This is a genomic window from Rhodanobacter sp. K2T2, from assembly GCF_013408815.1.
Classification (GTDB): Bacteria; Pseudomonadota; Gammaproteobacteria; order Xanthomonadales; family Rhodanobacteraceae; genus Rhodanobacter.
The window spans coordinates 183394-199275 of sequence record NZ_JACCCA010000009.1; the positions used below are offsets into that span (position 1 = coordinate 183394).

At 64.4% G+C, this 15882-nt stretch carries 16 protein-coding genes; all 16 read right to left on the reverse strand.

Features of this window, described 5'->3' with window-relative positions:
• Window positions 1-48 precede the first annotated feature (48 nt).
• The gene (locus HDE78_RS15460; protein WP_179481061.1) at window positions 49-405 is read right to left on the reverse strand and encodes a hypothetical protein; all 357 of its coding nucleotides are present in this window, start codon (window positions 403-405) and stop codon (window positions 49-51) included.
• Between the two features lie 83 nt (window positions 406-488).
• Window positions 489-1511 (reverse strand): ketol-acid reductoisomerase, encoded by a 1023-nt coding sequence (ilvC, locus tag HDE78_RS15465; protein ID WP_179481063.1) that lies wholly within the window; start codon window positions 1509-1511, stop codon window positions 489-491.
• Complete coding sequence (ilvD, locus tag HDE78_RS15470) at window positions 1508-3244, reverse strand: dihydroxy-acid dehydratase (RefSeq protein ID WP_179481065.1); 1737 nt, start codon at window positions 3242-3244, stop codon at window positions 1508-1510. Before ilvD ends, ilvC begins: the two co-directional genes overlap by 4 nt.
• 123 nt (window positions 3245-3367) lie before the next feature.
• Window positions 3368-4459 (reverse strand): 3-isopropylmalate dehydrogenase, encoded by a 1092-nt coding sequence (gene leuB, locus HDE78_RS15475; protein WP_179481066.1) that lies wholly within the window; start codon window positions 4457-4459, stop codon window positions 3368-3370.
• On the reverse strand, window positions 4456-5049 hold the full coding sequence (leuD, locus tag HDE78_RS15480) for a 3-isopropylmalate dehydratase small subunit (protein WP_179481068.1): 594 nt from the start codon (window positions 5047-5049) through the stop codon (window positions 4456-4458). Before leuD ends, leuB begins: the two co-directional genes overlap by 4 nt.
• Window positions 5046-6455, reverse strand: coding sequence for a 3-isopropylmalate dehydratase large subunit (leuC, locus tag HDE78_RS15485; RefSeq protein ID WP_179481070.1), 1410 nt, complete (start codon window positions 6453-6455; stop codon window positions 5046-5048). The genes leuD and leuC overlap by 4 nt, the downstream gene beginning before the upstream one ends.
• Window positions 6452-7447, reverse strand: coding sequence for a branched-chain amino acid transaminase (locus HDE78_RS15490; protein WP_179481072.1), 996 nt, complete (start codon window positions 7445-7447; stop codon window positions 6452-6454). The genes leuC and HDE78_RS15490 overlap by 4 nt, the downstream gene beginning before the upstream one ends.
• A gap of 32 nt (window positions 7448-7479) precedes the next feature.
• Window positions 7480-9069, reverse strand: a complete 1590-nt coding sequence (locus HDE78_RS15495) for a 2-isopropylmalate synthase (RefSeq protein ID WP_179481074.1) — start codon at window positions 9067-9069, stop codon at window positions 7480-7482.
• Between the two features lie 111 nt (window positions 9070-9180).
• Window positions 9181-9318, reverse strand: coding sequence for a hypothetical protein (locus HDE78_RS15500; RefSeq protein ID WP_179481076.1), 138 nt, complete (start codon window positions 9316-9318; stop codon window positions 9181-9183).
• Between the two features lie 236 nt (window positions 9319-9554).
• Window positions 9555-10544: a hypothetical protein gene (locus tag HDE78_RS15505; protein ID WP_179481078.1), complete on the reverse strand. Its 990-nt coding sequence runs from the start codon at window positions 10542-10544 to the stop codon at window positions 9555-9557.
• Window positions 10545-10568: 24 nt separating this feature from the next.
• A complete protein-coding gene (locus HDE78_RS15510) occupies window positions 10569-10943 on the reverse strand; it encodes a hypothetical protein (protein WP_179481080.1) in 375 nt (124 codons plus the stop codon).
• A gap of 91 nt (window positions 10944-11034) precedes the next feature.
• Window positions 11035-12327, reverse strand: a complete 1293-nt coding sequence (thrC, locus tag HDE78_RS15515; protein ID WP_179481118.1) for a threonine synthase — start codon at window positions 12325-12327, stop codon at window positions 11035-11037.
• 38 nt (window positions 12328-12365) lie between these two features.
• Window positions 12366-13355: a homoserine kinase gene (locus tag HDE78_RS15520; protein WP_179481120.1), complete on the reverse strand. Its 990-nt coding sequence runs from the start codon at window positions 13353-13355 to the stop codon at window positions 12366-12368.
• A 50-nt stretch (window positions 13356-13405) separates the two neighbouring features.
• On the reverse strand, window positions 13406-14497 hold the full coding sequence (locus HDE78_RS15525; RefSeq protein ID WP_218862423.1) for a homoserine dehydrogenase: 1092 nt from the start codon (window positions 14495-14497) through the stop codon (window positions 13406-13408).
• Window positions 14498-14650: 153 nt separating this feature from the next.
• Window positions 14651-14812 (reverse strand): hypothetical protein, encoded by a 162-nt coding sequence (locus tag HDE78_RS15530; protein ID WP_179481083.1) that lies wholly within the window; start codon window positions 14810-14812, stop codon window positions 14651-14653.
• Window positions 14813-15147: 335 nt separating this feature from the next.
• The coding region (locus HDE78_RS20855) for an energy transducer TonB (RefSeq protein ID WP_218862411.1) at window positions 15148-15882 on the reverse strand (735 nt) is incomplete at its 5' end.

Consider the following 15882-nt stretch of genomic DNA (forward strand, 5'->3'; position numbering starts at 1 on the left):
TCGGCTTGCTATTGGCGAGCCCATTCGGAGCGTCGATCGTTTGGACGTCTAGTTGCGGATGAGCTCGAGCGCATCCATGTCGATATTGACCATGGCGTAGGTCGGTTCGCCGTAGATTGACTCGATCAGCGCCTCCTGATCGGTGACGGAAAAATTCTCCCATTCGATCCCGTTGGGGTCTTTGGAAATGGTGAAGCCCTTGGCTTCGTCGTCCTCGAAGCCGATATGCCGGACCTGGCCGGCCTGCTCGGGCATTTCGTTGATCGAGAAATTCAACTGCCGGGTGCGCCACAGGGCATACTTATCGCGTACGACCAGCTGCGGTTGCTGGCCGAGTCGCGCGCTGTAATCGGCAATGGAGTCATCGAGGTTGCGCACAGCCAGAGCGATATGGAAACGTTTCATGAGCATTCCTTGATGAGATGTTGCGGTTGGGTGTGACGGCCGCCGCGCGGATGGCATCGCTCGGCGGCCGTGGCGTTTTGGCTTCAGCCCACTTTCTTCAGCGGCTCGGCGGCCGGTGTCGCCTGTTTGCCGGACTGCAGCCACGGCATGCGTGCGCGCAGCTCCTTGCCGACCTTCTCGATCGGATGATCGAGATCGGCCTGCTTGAATTTCTTGTAGTTCGGCAGGCCAGCCTTGTATTCGGCCGTCCAGTTCTTCGCGAAGGTGCCGTCCTGGATGTCGGTGAGCACGTCCTTCATGCGCTGCTTGGTGGCGGCATCGACAATGCGCGGGCCGCTGACGTAGTCGCCGTACTGCGCGGTTTCGGAGACAAACTCGAGCATGCGGGTGATGCCGCCCTCGTAGAACAGGTCGACGATCAGCTTCAGCTCGTGCATCACTTCGTAATAGGCGATCTCGGGCTGGTAGCCGGCTTCGACCAGGGTTTCGAAGCCGGCGATGACCAGTTCGCTGGCGCCGCCGCAGAGCACGGCCTGCTCGCCGAACAGATCGGTCTCGGTTTCTTCCTTGAAATCGGTCTGGATCAGCATGGCGCGACCGCCGCCGATGCCGTCGGCATAGGCCTTGGTGGTGGCCTCGGCGTGGCCGCTGACGTCCTGATACACCGCCCAGATGCACGGCACGCCGCGACCGCGCTCGTACTCGCTGCGCACCAGCGCACCAGGGCCTTTGGGGGCGACCAGGATCACGTCGATATCGGCGCGCGGCTTGATCTGGCCGAAGTGGATATTGAAGCCGTGCGCGAACAGCAGCGCAGCGCCGGGCTTGATATTCGGCTCGATCACGTCCGTGTACAACGTGGGCTGCACCATGTCCGGCGTCAGCACGGCGACAAGGTCGGCACCTTTCACCGCTTCGGCAGGCTCGACCACGGCGAAGCCGTCGGCCTCGGCTTTTTTCCAGGTCGGACCGCCGGGGCGCAGGCCAATCACCACATCGAGGCCGGAATCCTTCAGGTTCAGCGCATGGGCGCGGCCCTGGCTGCCGTAGCCGAGCACGGCGATGCGCGCCTTGGCGAGAGTGTCGTTGGTGGTGGCGTTGCTCATGCGGTGGCTCCTGGGTTCGATGGGGTAGGCGTTGTTGGGGTGGAAGAGGTTTTGGACGTCTGAATGGCCGGACGGCTGGAGGCATTGGACGGTTGGGTCGTGGCGCCATCGGAGGCGGAGCCGACCAGCAGCGCGTACTTGGCCAGCGCGCCATGGGTGACTTTGGGTGCCGGCGGATGCCAGTCGGCGCGGCGCTTGGCCAGATCGACGCTGGTGCGCAGCTCGCGCTTTTCGGCGTCGATGATCACGCTGTCGCCTTCGCGCAGCAGCGCGATCGGACCACCGCGCGCCGCTTCCGGTGCGATATGGCCAACCATGAAGCCATGGGTCGCGCCGGAGAAACGGCCGTCGGTGATCAGGGCCACGTCGTTGCCCATGCCGCGTCCGATCAGCGCGGCGGTGACGCCGAGCATTTCGCGCATGCCCGGGCCGCCGGCCGGGCCTTCGTTACGAATCACGATGACGTCCCCGGCGTGAATCTGGTCGCCCTGCACGGCGGCGAAGGCTTCTTCCTCACTCTCGAAGACGCGCGCCTTACCCTCGAACTGACCGCTTTCCTTGCCGGCCAGCTTGAGGATGCAGCCGTCCGGCGCGAGGTTGCCGTACAGGATGGAGTAGCCGCCGCGCGGCTTCAGCGGGCTACTGACCGGATGCACCACGTCCTGCTTGTCCGCGCGCGGTGCGGCGGCGGCTTCCTCGAACAGGCTGCGGCCGGTGACCGTCGGCGCGTCGTCCAGCATGTCGACGGCGATCAGCTCCTGCGCCACGCGGCCGCTGCCGCCGGCACCAAAGAGTTCCACTGCGGTATAGCGGCCGGCCGGCAGCAGGTCGGCGATCACCGGCGTATGCGCCGAGGCCGGCTCGAAGTCTTCCAGGTTCCATTCGATGTCGGCTTCGCGGGCGATCGCCAGCAGATGCAGTACGGCGTTGGTGGAACCTGCCGTTGCGGCGACCATGCGCGCGGCATTGCGGAACGAAGTGCGGCTGAGCAGATCGAGCGGCTTGCGGTCCTGCCTGAAACATTCCATCACCAGCTCGCCGCAGCGAAACGCAGCGTGCCCCTTGGCCGGGTGCGTGGCCGGGATGTCGTTGAGTCCCATCGGCGACAGGCCCAGCGTGGTCAGCACCATCGCCATCGTGTTGGCGGTGAACTGGCCGCCGCAGGCGCCGGCGCCGGGACAGGCGTCTTTCTCCACCGACGTCAGCTCGGCGTCGCTGATCTTGCCGGCGCCGTGCGCGCCGACGGCTTCGAACACCTGCTGGATGGTGATCGGATGATGGTCGTGCGTGCCGTGCGCGATGCTTCCGCCGTAAAGCGCGACGGCAGGGATGTTGAGTCGCGCCATCGCCATCGCCGCGGCGGGAATGGTCTTGTCGCAGCCGCACAGCACCACCATCGCGTCCAGGCAATGGCCGTCGACGGCCAGCTCGATCGAGTCGGTGATCACCTCGCGGCTGATCAGCGAGGCGCGCATGCCCGGCGTGCCCATGGCAATGCCGTCGGTCACCGCGATGGTGTTGAACTCGATCGGCGTACCGCCGGCGGCGCGCACGCCGGCCGCGGCATGTTCGGCCAGTTCGCGCAGGTTGAGGTTGCACGGGCTGACGTTGGACCACGTATGCACGATCGCTACCAGCGGCTTGGCGATCGCTTCATCGTCCAGTCCGGTAGCGCGCAGCATCGCGCGGGCGGGAGCCCGGTCGGGGCCTGTTTTTATCTGATCACTACGCATGAGGGATTCCAGAAGTTTTGAATGACGCGAGGCAGCGGGGTATCGGCCGAAATGGCGGCAGAAAAAAACTGGACGCGTCCCTGTGTCCAATCGGGGAAGGGAAAAGGCGTTGAAACTCTGGCCTCACGCGCTGGCATCGGCGAACGAGGCGTTGGAGGTTTTGACGTGATGCTCAAGTGCGCGCAGCACGGCATTGCGCACCGCGTCGGTACCGGCGTCGCCGCCGATGTCGCGGGTGTGCGGGCCGTCGCGCAGCACCTGGTTCACCGCAGCCTCGATCGCCGTTGCTTCGGCGTCCAGATGCAGCGAATAACGCAGCAGCATCGCGGCCGAAAGAATCGCGCCGGTCGGATTGGCAATTCCTTTGCCGGCGATATCGGGGGCCGAGCCGTGGATCGGTTCATAGAGCCCGTTGCGCCCGTCGCCCAGCGATGCCGACGGCAGCAGGCCGAGCGAACCGGCAATCGCGGCTGCTTCATCGGTGAGGATGTCGCCGAACAGGTTCTCCGTGACCACCACGTCGTAGTGCGAGGGCTGGGTCAGCAGCAGCATCGCCATCGAATCGACCAGCTGATGCTCGACGGTGACGTCGGCATAGTCCGGCGCGATGCGCTGCACCGTGCTGCGCCACAGCCGCGAGGTTTCCAGCACGTTGGCCTTGTCCACCGAGGTGAGGTGCTTTTTGCGGCCGCGCGCCAGATCGAAGGCGCGGCGCACCACGCGCTCGATCTCGTGCACGGTGTATTTGCACTCGTCGGTGGCAGTGTCCTCGGTGCGCGTCTTGGCGCCGAAGTAGGTGCCGCCGGTGAGCTCGCGCACGAACAGCACGTCGACGTTCTTCAGCTTGTCGTTCTTCAGCGGCGACAGGTTGGCCAGCGACGGATGCACCTGCAGCGGGCGCAGGTTGGCGTACACGCCCAGCGCCGCGCGCAGCGCCAGCAGGCCCTGCTCCGGGCGAACCTTGGCGTTCGGGTCGGACCACTTCGGGCCACCGACCGCGCCGAGTAGCACCGCGTCGGCGCGCTTACAGGCGTCAAGCGAGGCGGCCGGCAGCGGCTCGCCGAACGCATCGATGGCGGTACCGCCGATCGCATGCTCCTCGAACCGGAATTCGTGGCCGCCGTGTTTGGCGACCGCATTCAGAACAGCGACCGCCGCTGCGGTGACCTCGGGGCCGACGCCGTCGCCGGGCAGGGTGACGATATGCGCCTTCATGCGGCGATCTCCTGCCGCTCGTGCTGACGTTCATAAGCGCTGATGGCCTCGTCCTGCTGCAGCAGGTAGCCGAGCTGATCGACGCCGTTGAGCAGGCAGTGCTTGGCGAAGGGCTCGAGCTCGAAACCAATGCGGCTGCCGTCGGGCAGCGCGACGAACTGCTCGCGCACGTCGATGCTCAGCTCGATACCGGGCTGTTCCAGCAGACGCCGATGGGCATCGGCCGGCAGCACGATGGTGAGCAGGCCGTTCTTCAGCGAATTGCTGCGGAAGATGTCCGCGATCTCGGACGAGATCACCGCCTGCAGGCCGAAATCCAGCAGCGCCCACGGCGCGTGCTCACGCGACGAGCCGCAGCCGAAGTTGTGGCCGGCGACCAGGATGGCGCAGCCTTTCGTTTCCGGTTTATTGAGCGGAAAGTCCGGGTTGTCGCTGCCGTCGGCCTGGTAACGCCAGTCGTTGAAAGCAAACTTGCCCAGCCCCGAACGTTCGGTGGTGGTTAGAAAGCGCGCCGGGATGATGCGGTCGGTATCGATGTTCTCGAACGACAGCACCGCGGTGCGCGAGCGGATGTCAGTGACGGGCTTCATGCGGCCTGCTCCAGAAAGGCGGACGGGTCGGTGATCTGGCCGGTGACCGCAGCGACGGCCGCCACCAGCGGGCTGGCCAGCACGGTGCGCGCGCCCTTGCCCTGCCGACCTTCGAAGTTGCGATTGCTGGTGGACACCACCAGCTGGCCCGGCTGGGCGATGTCGCCGTTCATGCCGATGCACATCGAGCAGCCGGCCTCGCGCCATTCCGCGCCGGCGGCGCGGAACACTTCGTCCAGGCCTTCGGCTTCGGCTTCGCGCTTGATCAGCACCGAGCCCGGCACGATCAAGGCGCGCACGCCGGGGGCGACCTTGCGGCCGCGCATCACGCTGGCGGCTTCGCGCAGATCGGACAGGCGCGAATTGGTACAGCTGCCGACAAAGACCACGTCGACCTTCTCGCCGGTCAGCTGCTGGCCGCCGCTGAACTGCATATAGGCCAGCGCCTTTTCTTCCTGCGCATCGCGGGCGGCGGGAATCGCCGCGCCGATCGGCGTGACCATGCCCGGATGCGTGCCGTAGGTGATGGTGGCGCCGATGTCGGCGGCGTCGATGAATACCTCGTTGTCGTAGCGCGCGCCCTCGTCGGTCACCAGGGTTTTCCAGTGCTTGACGGCGGCGTCCCAGGCGGCGCCCTGCGGCGCGCGCGGACGGCCCTTGAGCCAGGCGAACGTGGTTTCGTCGGGGGCGATCAGGCCGGCGCGGGCGCCTGCTTCGATCGACATGTTGCAGACGGTCATGCGCTGTTCCATCGACAAGGCCTCGATGGCACTGCCGCGGTATTCGATCACCTGGCCGGTGCCGCCGCCCACGCCGATGCTGCCGATCACATGCAGGATCAGATCCTTCGCGCCGACGCCGGGCTTGAGCTTGCCGCTGACGTGGATGGCCAGCGTCTTGGGCTTGCGCTGCAGCAGGCACTGCGTGGCCAGCACGTGGCCGACTTCGGTGGTGCCGATGCCGAAGGCCAGCGCGCCGAACGCGCCGTGCGTGGCGGTGTGGCTGTCGCCGCAGACGATCGTCATGCCCGGCTGGGTGGCGCCGTACTCGGGCCCGATCACGTGCACGATGCCGCGGTGATCGCTACCCCAGCCGTTCAACTCGATGCCGAATTCGGCGCAGTTGGCCTGCAGCATGTGCACCTGCTGTTCGGCTTCGGGTGTGACATAGGTGTAGTGGCCGGCCGTATCGGCTGGCGTGGTCGGGGTGGAATGATCCAGTGTCGCCAGTACCTTGTCGGGCCGGCGCACGGGCAGGCCACGCTGGCGCAGTTCGGTGAATGCCTGTGGTGTGGTCACCTCATGGATCAGGTGCAGATCCACATAGAGGGTTGCCGGAGTGGCCTCGGTTTCGGCCACGACCTCATGGGCATCCCAGACTTTTTCGAATAGCGTTTTCGCGCTCACGCCGCGATCTCCTTTTGGTTATGCGCTCTTCCATGAGCGCGGGAATCCGCCGACGATTCTTCGTCGCTGGGGGAGGCCTTACTCACGAAATTCAACCAGCCGCGCGTGTCTTCGGTACGACCATCGAACAGGCCGAAGAAGGCCTGCTGCAGCGACCGCGTGATCGGACCGGGTTCGCCCTTGCCCACCGGCTTGCGATCGACCGAGCGCACCGGCGTGACTTCCGCGGCGGTGCCGGTCATGAAGATTTCGTCGGCCGAGTACAGCGCCTCGCGCGGCAGGTCGCGCTCTTCCACGCGCAGGCCCATGTCTTCGGCCAGGGTGATGATGCTGTCGCGGGTGATGCCGGCCAGAATGCCGGCGCTGGTCGGCGGGGTGAACAGCCGGCCCTTCTTCACCAGGAACAGATTCTCGCCGGCGCCCTCGCTGAGCAAGCCGTTATGGCCCAGCGCGATGCCTTCGTCGTAGCCGCCGCGGCGTGCCTCGAAGGCGATCAGCTGGCTGCTGAGGTAGTTGCCGCCGGCCTTGGCCCAGCTAGGGAAAGTGTTGGGCGCGGCGCGATTCCACGACGACACGCAGACGTCGGCACCGACCTCCAGCGCATCGCCCAGATACGCACCCCAGTCCAGCGCCATGATCGACACGTCCACCGGCGAACCGTCGCGCGGCAGCACGCCGAGCCCGCCGGCGCCGCGAAACACGATCGGTCGCACGTACGCCGAGGCCATATCGTTGGCGCGGATCAGTTCGATGCAGGCGGCGTTGATCTCCTCTTCGGTGTAGCCGATGTCGATCTCGTACATACGGGCCGACTCGAACAGCCGCTGCGTGTGATCGGCCAGACGGAAATACGCCGCCCCGCGGTGCGTGGCGTACACGCGCTCGCCCTCGAACACCGAGGAGCCGTAGTGCAGCGCGTGCGCGCTGACGTGGACGGTGGCCTCGGCCCAGGGCTTGATGCGGCCGTTGTGCCAGATGAAAGGTGTAGTCATGACGAGTTCCGAAAGAAGTGCGGTGCGTGTGATCAGAGATGTGCGACGGCAACGCGCTGCGTGGCCGGCGTGTGTCGTTCGATACGGTTGACGATGTCCAGCGCCGCCAGCGCGGTTGCCTCGACGATGTCGGTGCTGATGCCGTGACCGTGCCAGTCGCGCTCGTTGTGGCGAGCGGTGAGCTGCGCATGGCCCTGCGCGTCGCCGCCCTCGCTGACCGAGCGCACGGAGAAATCGGTCAGCTTCATGTCGCTGCCGGCGGCACGCTCGATCGCGCGCAATACGGCGTCGACAGGACCATCGCCGATCGCCGCTTCACTGGTTTCGCGGCCGTCGTCGTGCGCCAGCTTTACCGATGCCGAGGCGCCGCCACCCAGATGCGTGGCGCTGGTGAGCTGCACGATCCGCCACGGCCCGGCCATGTCGGGATCCAGGCCCATGGCGATCGCTTCCAGATCTTCGTCGTGGATTTCGCGCTTCTTATCGGCCAGCGTCTTGAAGCGCGCGAAGATGTCGTCCATCGCGGTTTCCTCCACGGCGTGGCCCAGGCTTTCCAGACGCTGGCGCAGGGCGGCACGGCCGGAGTGCTTGCCCAGCACCATGCGCACTTCGGGAATGCCGACATCTTCCGAGCGCATGATTTCGTAGGTGCCGCGGTGCTTCAGCATGCCGTGCTGGTGAATGCCCGACTCGTGCGCGAAGGCGTTATCGCCGACGATGGCCTTGTTGCGCGGCACGTGCTGGCCGGTGATTTGGGTCAGCAGACGGGAGGTCGGATGCAGCTTGCGCGTGTCGATGCGCGTGTCAACGCCGAAATAGTGCCCGCGCACTTTCAGCGCCATCACGATTTCTTCCAGCGAGGCGTTGCCGGCGCGCTCGCCGATGCCGTTGATGGTGCATTCCACCTGACGCGCGCCGGCGCTGATCGCGGCCATGCTGTTGGCCACCGCCATGCCCAGATCGTCGTGGCAATGGCTGGAGAACACCACCTTGTCCGCGCCCTTGACTTTCTTGCGCAGGTAGGTGAACAGCTCGAAGATTTCCGACGGCGTGGTGTAACCGACCGTATCCGGCGCGTTGACCGTGCTGGCACCGGCCGCAATGGCGGCGCTGAACACTTCCACCAGGAATTCGGGTTCAGTACGTAACGCGTCCTCGGCCGAGAACTCCACCTCGTGGCAGAGGCCGCGAGCGCGCTCGACCGCCATCACGGTGGCATCGAGCACCTGCGCCTTGCTCATGCGCAGCTTGTGCTCGCGATGCAGCGGGCTGGTCGACAGGAATACGTGGATGCGCGAACGCCATGCTTTTTCCAGCGCGCGGCCGGTGGTGTCGATATCGCCGGTCTGGCAGCGTGCCAGGCCACAGACGGTCGTGGTCTTCAGCAGGCGGGCGATGTCGGCCACGGCCGCGAAGTCATCCGGCGAGGCCTGCGGAAATCCGGCCTCGAGTACGTCGACGCCCAGCGCTTCCAGCGCCTGCGCCATGCGCAACTTGGCCCGGCGGTCCATCGAAAAGCCGGGCGCCTGTTCGCCGTCGCGCAGGGTGGTGTCGAAAATTCGCACGTGATCGGCCGCTACGTCGCTAATGCCGTCGTCAGATGGTTGATTTGGATTTTTCATCATGGCTCCGCTGTGTGTGCGTTGCTGGAGGCAAAAAAAACCCCGCTCCGTTGCCGGTGCGGGGTTTTTGGGAGTCTTCAGGTTTGTTTCTATTTACCTGGACACATGCCCTCAGCCCGCACCTCCGTTGGTAATAAGGAGTACGAGTACAAGGGTAAGAAGAAGCTTGCCGCGCAGCTGCAGCAGCGCATCGACCGCGATGAGTGGACGGGTTTGGTTGTTGCTGCGGTGGCTTGTGCGTTGCGACATGTCCCTGACCGTAAGGCACCTTGCTAAAGCCTGTCAACCTTTTTCTGAGGTAGTTTCGTTAGAAACTTTTTTCGTGCGACCGAATAGTCGTTTGGACGGCTGGGCGTCCAGACGCTTTTGTAAGCGTGTGATTCAAAGCGAAAATGTGAATTAGCGAGTCTTCTCGTCGCCGCGCGCTCGATTGATGCAACTGGTTTGCGTTAAGTAAAGCGCGTTCATCGGTGCATAGAGCACGTTTACTGCCGGGTATCGTTGTTTTGCGCTCCATTTGGCGCAGAGACGATGGCCGATTGTTTGCCGAAAAAGACAAGCATCCAAGGCACATCATTTCTCGCCGATGATCCGCTTTGATAGGTGCCCGGGGTAATAACTAGGCCACCGCTGATAGGTCCAGGCACCGCTTGTTCTATTTGCATAGAGGATCCGGCGGAGCGACCGGATCGCCAAGTCTGGTTATCCGCTCGCCACGTTTCGGCGTAGCCAAGATATTCCGTTTTCAGTTTCGGGATGGCTACCGCCAATGGAATCAGCATGGAACAGACCAGAAGTATTCCGGCGTGCCGGCGACCGCGAATCGGCCAGCGTGCTGCCATATAGCTGGCTATCGAACCGATAGTGATAAAGACGTACTCCTGGCGCATCGTGGCATGCCGCTCGCAGCAGGGAGATCCAAAATTATAGAGCGCAGCAGCGAGCGTCAGCACAGCTGTCGCAATCGCTGCGATGGCGAGAATCAGTCTTAGCTTCTGAACTCGCGGAGCAAATTTCCTCCTCGTGGATATAACGATGTAGACGCCGCAGAAAAATAAAAGCTTTGTGACCAGGCCCGAAATGAGGAGTGTGAATGCGTGATGTCCGCTATCACCTTTCAAAAGCTCGAAAAGCAAATGCTTCGCGACGGCTGACATGGTCGCGACCGGATGGTGCGCGACGGATGGGTCACCGAAAACCTCGCCACCAACCGCGACACGCCCAGTGAATTGCAAGTAAAGCACTGCAGCCGAAAGCAACAATGGAATGGTGAAGATCAGGCAGCGATAACCGTCTTCTACGCTGCGGATGGCAAACAGCAGTACGACGTAGATTGCCGTAAAAAGCGCCCCAACTTCGGAGCTCGCGGCAGAAACCGTCAGGGCCAGGAAAATCCACGCGTTGCCTGAAGGACCTTCGATTTGACCGCCCCAGTCGAGGGTCAGCAGAAGTAGTGCGGCTGCGACCGTCGGCAAATAGGCGACCGTCGCGAAGGGCCACTAGAAAACTTCGGCGACCGGGTGACCCAGTAAAAGCAAAGCCACCAGTACCGATGCGCACAGGAAGCCTTTGCCGTCGTGCAACACCGGCCACAGTGCAGCGGCCACGAACATAAGCCAGAAGATCGCCAGAAATTCGGCAATTAGAGGTGAGTCAAAACGGTAGACCGCCAGACCGTACATGTAGGCGAAAAATTCAGATAACGGACGCGGGCTCCAATGCAGCAGGCGCTCGCCAAGGTATGCGATGCCGGATTCGTGAAAATGGTAAAGCGTGAAATATTCATCGTGCCAGCGGCCCAGAGGGATGAGGCCGGCGAAGACCAAAAGTGTGGCAAGACCAAGGGCTGTGGCGAACTTGGCGCTCAACGTCATCTGATGTATTCCATAGTGTTTAGCGCAAAAGGCTAGCAGACAAGCCGGCTTTGCCTGTCAAGCTGCCTACAATCACGTGACGAATTGAGCGTCAGCGCCGCAAGTACATTTTCAGTACGTCATCATCTGCTGCCATTGGATCGGCCGTCGCCCACCGCTCTAGCATCGCGGCGAGGGGCGCAGGCACATCGACGGCATGCCCGATCAGCGGCTCGACCACGCTGTCGAACTTGGCTGGATGAGCAGTGGCGACCACGGTCCAGGCGTCTGTGTCGCCAGCGGCGCGCAGTTGGTCGAGCCGGTGCATGGCGGTGGCGGTGTGCGGACAGAACACTTCGCCGTGCCGGCGCGCATGGGCGGTGATGGTTTGTCGAATGGCCTCATCGCCGACGCTGCGTGCTTGCAGCAGTTGCCGTAAAGCGCGCTCGTCGGGGAAGGTCCAGCGCAGACGCTCGACATTGCTCGGCGCACCCACGTCCATCGCGTTGGCAAGCGTGGTGATGGCGGCGCGGGGCTCGTACTCGCCGCCGGCAAAATAGTCAGGCAGCGTCGCGTTGGCGTTGCAGGCCAACTCTACCTGGCCGATCGGCAGACCCATCTCGCGCACCCACAGGCAGGCCATCGCGTTGCCGAGGTTGCCGGTCGGTACGATGACATTGAGCGGTTCGCCCCGTTCGCGCCACCAGCCCAGCGCCGCATGCGCGTAGTAACTCATCTGTGGAAGCAGGCGACCGAGGCTGATGCTGTTGGCCGAGGTCAGCGGCACGGCGGCCTGCAGTTCGGCATCGCCCAGCGCCGCCTTGGCCATGCGCTGGCAGTCGTCGAAGCGCCCGTCGATGCGCAGCGCGTGCACGTTGTCGCCGAAGCAGCCCAGCTGATGCGCCTGGCGCGGCGACACCTTGCCGTCGGGGTACAGGATCACCACCCGCAAGCCGGGCTGGCGATGGAACGCTGCGCCGACCGCGGCGCCGGTATCGCCCGAGGTGGCGACGAGTATCGTCAGCGGCCGGGCGTCGGCACGGGGGAGGCGCCGCATGCAGGCGGCGAGGAAGCGCGCACCGACGTCCTTGAACGCCGCCGTGGGGCCGTGAAACAGTTCGAGCACGTGTGCCTTGGCCTGCGGCAGGGCGCGCAGCGGAATCTCGAGATTCAACGACTCGGCGCAGATGGCGGGCAGCTCACTGGCTAGCGCATCGCCGACAAAAAACGGCGCCAATAGCGTTGCGGCGGTATCGGCCAGTGCGCCGCCGGGATCGAATGCGGCAGGATCGAGCCGTGGCAGCGTTTCGGGAACGTAGAGTCCGCCGTCGGGCGCAAGGCCGGCGGCAATCGCGGCGCTGATCGATACGGCGGGGCTGCCGGCGCGCGTGCTCACATACCGCATCGGTGAGGCAGCGGCCTGGGTTTTCAAACTCGCTGCGGTCATGCGCCCTCGCCAGCGGGGGCGTCGGCCCAGGTCTTTTCATCTATGGCATCGATCAGTCGCGCGGCGGGTCCATCGACTGGTGCGACGTAGGTGTCGCTGTCGAGGCCCGCTTCGGCGAATGCGGCGCGCATCGCCGCGGCGGCGGCCTCGGCCTCGCTGCGGTGCTCGTACCAGCCGAACACGCTGGGACCGGCGCCGGAAATGCTGGCGCCCAGTGCGCGATGATCGAGCGCGGCCTGCTTGACGCGGGCGAAGTTCGGCACCAGTGAGGCGCGACGCGGTTCGACCAATACGTCCTTCAGGCCTTCGCGCACCAGCGCGGCGTCGCTGCGATAGCAGCCGGCCAGGACCAGGGCGAGGTTGGCGCTTTGCGCCACGAACGCGCTGAGGGGGTACTCGCCGGCGAGCGCCGCGCGCGCCTTGCGCGTCTCCAGCACGAAATGCGGATGGACCAGCGCGCAGTACCAGCTGGCCGGCACGGGTATGCGCAGCAACCGATCGTGAGTGGCCAGCACCAGGCCGCCGAGCAGCATCGGCCCGAGGTTGTCGCCGTGTCGGCTGCCGCTGGCCACCGCTTCGCCGTCGAGGGCGAAGCCGTACAACGCTTCGTGCGGCAGCGGCTTTTCCAGCAGCGCGTTGGCGGCCACCAGCGCAGCCACGCACGAGGCGGCCGAACCGGCCATGCCCGACCCCAGCGCAATGCCCTTGTGCAGCACGATGTCGAAACCGTGGCGCAGGCCGAGCGCCTTGCGCAGCGAGATCAGTGCGGCGCCGGCGGTGTTGCCCAGCGCGTCGGTCGGCAGGTCGACCACGCTGCCGTGGATCGCCGAGATGCGCACCACCGGCTCCTCGATGCGGCGCACGTCGGCGCGGTCGCCGGCGCCGGCCATGCTGTGACCGAGGATATCGAAGCCCACGCCCACATTGCCCACACAGGCGGGGGCAAAGGCGAGGGCGCGGCGGGCGCGTGGCGGAGCGGACTTCATGACTTCCTGAGCGGGGCTTTTGACGGATGCAATGGTTGAGGACAGGGTGCTCATGCGTGTACCTGCAGCGATTCGGCGATGCGCAGCAGATCGGCAAACACGCCGGCTGCCGTCACTTCCGGCCCGGCGCCCGGACCTTGTACCAGCATCGGATTATCGCAGTACCGCCGGGTACGAAACTGCACCACGTTGTCGGTCAGCCGCGTATGGGCGAACGCATGCGACGCCGGCAGCACCATCAGGCGTACGCTGGCTTGGCCGGCATGGTCCAGATGGGCGACGTGGCGCAGCACGCCGTGGCAGGCGCGCGCCTCCGCCAGCTTGGCCGCCATCGGCGCATCCAGCTCGTCCAGCCGCTGCATGAATTCGTCGCGCGGCAGCTGGGCCAGCGCTTCCGGTACCAGGCTTTCCACCGAGACGTCGTCCAGCGAGAGCGACCAGCCGGCCTCGCGCGCCAGGATCACCAGCTTGCGCGCCACGTCCATGCCGGATAGATCGTCGCGCGGATCGGGCTCGGTGTAGCCGAGCGCATGCGCCTCGCGCACCAGTGCGGAAAACGGCTGGGCGCCGTCGTGGCGACTGCACAGCCAGGCCAGCGTGCCGGAGAACATGCCTTCGGCGGCCAGCAGCTCGTCGCCGGTATCGAGCAGGTCGCGTAGTGTCTGCACGACCGGCAGCCCGGCACAGACCGTGGCCTCATAACGGAAGCGCGCGCCATCGGCGCAGGCGCGCTGAATCGCCTGCCAGCGCTCCAGCGGACCGCTGCCGGCAAGCTTGTTCGGCGTCACCACGTGCAGGCCGGCCTGCAGCCAAGCGGGATAACGCGACACGATGGCGTCGTTGGCGCTGCAGTCGATCAGCAGTGCATGGCGCCCGCTGTTGCGCACGTGCTCGGCGAAGGCATCCAGATCGTTCGGTCGCCAGGTCTGCGCGCCGCCGTGGCGACCGTTGAGCTCGGCGTCGTCGCAGTCCAGCCACATGCGTTTGCTGGCTGCTACGCCACGCAGCTGCAGCGCCAGCCCGGTGTCGCGCAGCAGCCGCGGCTGTGCGGTGCGCAGCTGATCGAGCAGAGCGCTGCCGACCCGGCCGGGGCCGATCAGGCCGACGGCCAGCACGCGCTGGCGCAGCGACGGTGGCGCCAGCGGAAAAGCCGCGCGGCGTTTGAGGGGTTGTTCGGCGAGTTGGGGTGCACAGGTGTTCACAGTAGCCTCCGGATGAGGCCCCGACTCTTGGAAGCGGGTCGGTCTGTGCCGGCTCGCCTCTGGAGGGCGGAGCCGTTGCGCGTTTGTTGAAACCTATTCGCGCACCGACTCCCAGCCCGTACCGGTACCGGTCGTGGTGGTAATCGTAATGGTGGACGAGGAAATGCCGCTCGACACGGTGCCTGCCGGCAACAGCAAGGCGCCGGCGTTAACCGGTGCAAAGTGCGTGCGGGCGGGCAGCAAGTTCGATGACATGAGTCGAACATAGATGCGATGCAGCAATGGCGTCAATAGGTGCAATTGAAACTTTATTCGCAGATAAAGCCTGCTTCCAACCGCTTGGATTTTGGAAAAAGACTTTAAGAATGAGGTGCGAGGAAAAGCGCGGGTCGACTGCCGCCTTTAGGGATCTTTATTTAGGAGCCCCCAAGTGGCGTCACCAGATGCAGCCTCTGATCGGCAAGAGAGACGCTTCCATCCGGAAGTGCATCTATATCGCGATCCGCTATCCGGCTTTGGCTATACCAAGGATTTTTTCCACGGGGCCAGGCACGTAGATTTCCCACTTGCCGTACTCGGGTGTCGGACGCTCAAGTGAGTCCGCAAAAACTAAAGTTTATGGGTACTCGTGCGTACCAGTAGCCATCCGTGGAATGGTCGTTTGATCCAGGGCTACGGAATGTCCATTTGCGAACGGCCTCAAGAGAGGCATTGGCAAGGAGGGCTCTCCACCTTTTCATAGTCGACTCAGAAGGCATACCCCCTGGTTGGGCATCAAGGTTGACTTGTTCGGCAAAGGCATCGACCGCCTGCCCCTGCTTATTCACTCGAACTAATAAATACACCGAGCCGGCAACATGATCCCGGATTGCCGAAGCAGGGTACGTTGGAGGAATTCGGTTTGCATGTAGGGAGTCCTTGGCATTCGTATTTTGATCGAATTGGGCTCCGCTCATCCGGAGAACGTAATTTCCGTTGTCTTGAGGCTGGGCAATAATGCGGACGCTCATTCTTGCCGCTGCGGCGACTGGCTGGCCGTCACGCTTCGTCTGCGCAAATCGCCATGACGGAACGCCCTTATTCATCAGATCCACAACAGCGCTGGGAAGCTTGCTGGTTTGGTCCAACGTAAAGCTGCTAACGGTCCCGTCGGGCGCCACGACAATGGAGCCGGTAACGAGCATGCTCGCCTGGAACTGCTTTTGTGAGCTAGCTGCTGCGGTGAGTGCTCGACGTCCCCCCGGTTTTGAGTAGCACGATGATTTGGAGTCCAATCCCACCATCGAAGGAGATTGGACGTGAAGAAGCGATTTACCGACGAACAG

Bases quoted from the DNA above. Each gene is read 5' to 3' on its own strand.
- HDE78_RS15530 (WP_179481083.1), bottom strand. From the start codon at position 14,812: ATGTCATCGAACTTGCTGCCCGCCCGCACGCACTTTGCACCGGTTAAC.
- leuD (WP_179481068.1), bottom strand. From the start codon at position 5,049: ATGAAGCCCGTCACTGACATCCGCTCGCGCACCGCGGTGCTGTCGTTC.
- ilvC (WP_179481063.1), bottom strand. From the start codon at position 1,511: ATGAGCAACGCCACCACCAACGACACTCTCGCCAAGGCGCGCATCGCC.
- HDE78_RS15520 (WP_179481120.1), bottom strand. From the start codon at position 13,355: ATGAAGTCCGCTCCGCCACGCGCCCGCCGCGCCCTCGCCTTTGCCCCC.
- thrC (WP_179481118.1), bottom strand. From the start codon at position 12,327: ATGCGGTATGTGAGCACGCGCGCCGGCAGCCCCGCCGTATCGATCAGC.
- HDE78_RS15460 (WP_179481061.1), bottom strand. From the start codon at position 405: ATGAAACGTTTCCATATCGCTCTGGCTGTGCGCAACCTCGATGACTCC.
- HDE78_RS15495 (WP_179481074.1), bottom strand. From the start codon at position 9,069: ATGAAAAATCCAAATCAACCATCTGACGACGGCATTAGCGACGTAGCG.
- HDE78_RS15490 (WP_179481072.1), bottom strand. From the start codon at position 7,447: ATGACTACACCTTTCATCTGGCACAACGGCCGCATCAAGCCCTGGGCC.
- HDE78_RS15500 (WP_179481076.1), bottom strand. From the start codon at position 9,318: ATGTCGCAACGCACAAGCCACCGCAGCAACAACCAAACCCGTCCACTC.
- ilvD (WP_179481065.1), bottom strand. From the start codon at position 3,244: ATGCGTAGTGATCAGATAAAAACAGGCCCCGACCGGGCTCCCGCCCGC.
- HDE78_RS15510 (WP_179481080.1), bottom strand. From the start codon at position 10,943: ATGACGTTGAGCGCCAAGTTCGCCACAGCCCTTGGTCTTGCCACACTT.
- leuB (WP_179481066.1), bottom strand. From the start codon at position 4,459: ATGAAGGCGCATATCGTCACCCTGCCCGGCGACGGCGTCGGCCCCGAG.